This window comes from Mycobacterium simiae (genome assembly GCF_008370645.1).
GTDB classification, from domain to species: Bacteria; Actinomycetota; Actinomycetes; order Mycobacteriales; family Mycobacteriaceae; genus Mycobacterium; species Mycobacterium simiae_A.
In genome coordinates this window covers 1-451 of record NZ_VTZN01000535.1, presented here as the reverse complement: position 1 = coordinate 451, position 451 = coordinate 1, and the positions used below count along the sequence as shown (strand labels likewise).

Below are 451 nucleotides of genomic sequence, written 5' to 3'. Positions count from 1 at the left end.
GTGACCTCCGAGGCCGCCATTGCCGGCTGGGGCGAAGAAAAGAGCGCCTCGACCCCCGGCCCCGCCGCTGCCGCCTGCTCCGCCGGAGCCCCCGGTGCCACCTACCGGGGCACCGGGGTTGCCGGCCCCGCCGTCGCCGCCCGCGCCGCCGGCGCCGCCAGCGCCACCGCGGGTGATCCAGCCGCCGTTGCCGCCGGCCCCGCCGTGTCCACCAGCCCCGCCGCTACCGGCGGGACCAGCGTCAGCACCAGCGGCTCCGGCTCCGCCGTCGCCGCCGGCACCGAACAGCAGCTCACCGCGGCCACCAGCGCCACCGGTGCCCCCGCCGCTGCCGCCGATCCCGCCAGCACCGCCGCCGCCCCACACCAGGCCGCCGTTGCCTCCGGAGCCGCCGGTACCACCGCCAGCTCCGCCGGTTCCGCCGGGGCCGCCGACTCCTAGCAGCCAGCCG

At 80.5% G+C, this 451-nt stretch carries 1 protein-coding gene; it reads right to left on the bottom strand.

Translation table 11 applies throughout. The features are described 5' to 3' along the window. Window positions 1-451, bottom strand: a 451-nt coding sequence (locus F0Q45_RS26780; protein WP_188113206.1) for a hypothetical protein, incomplete at both ends; no start/stop codon positions are given.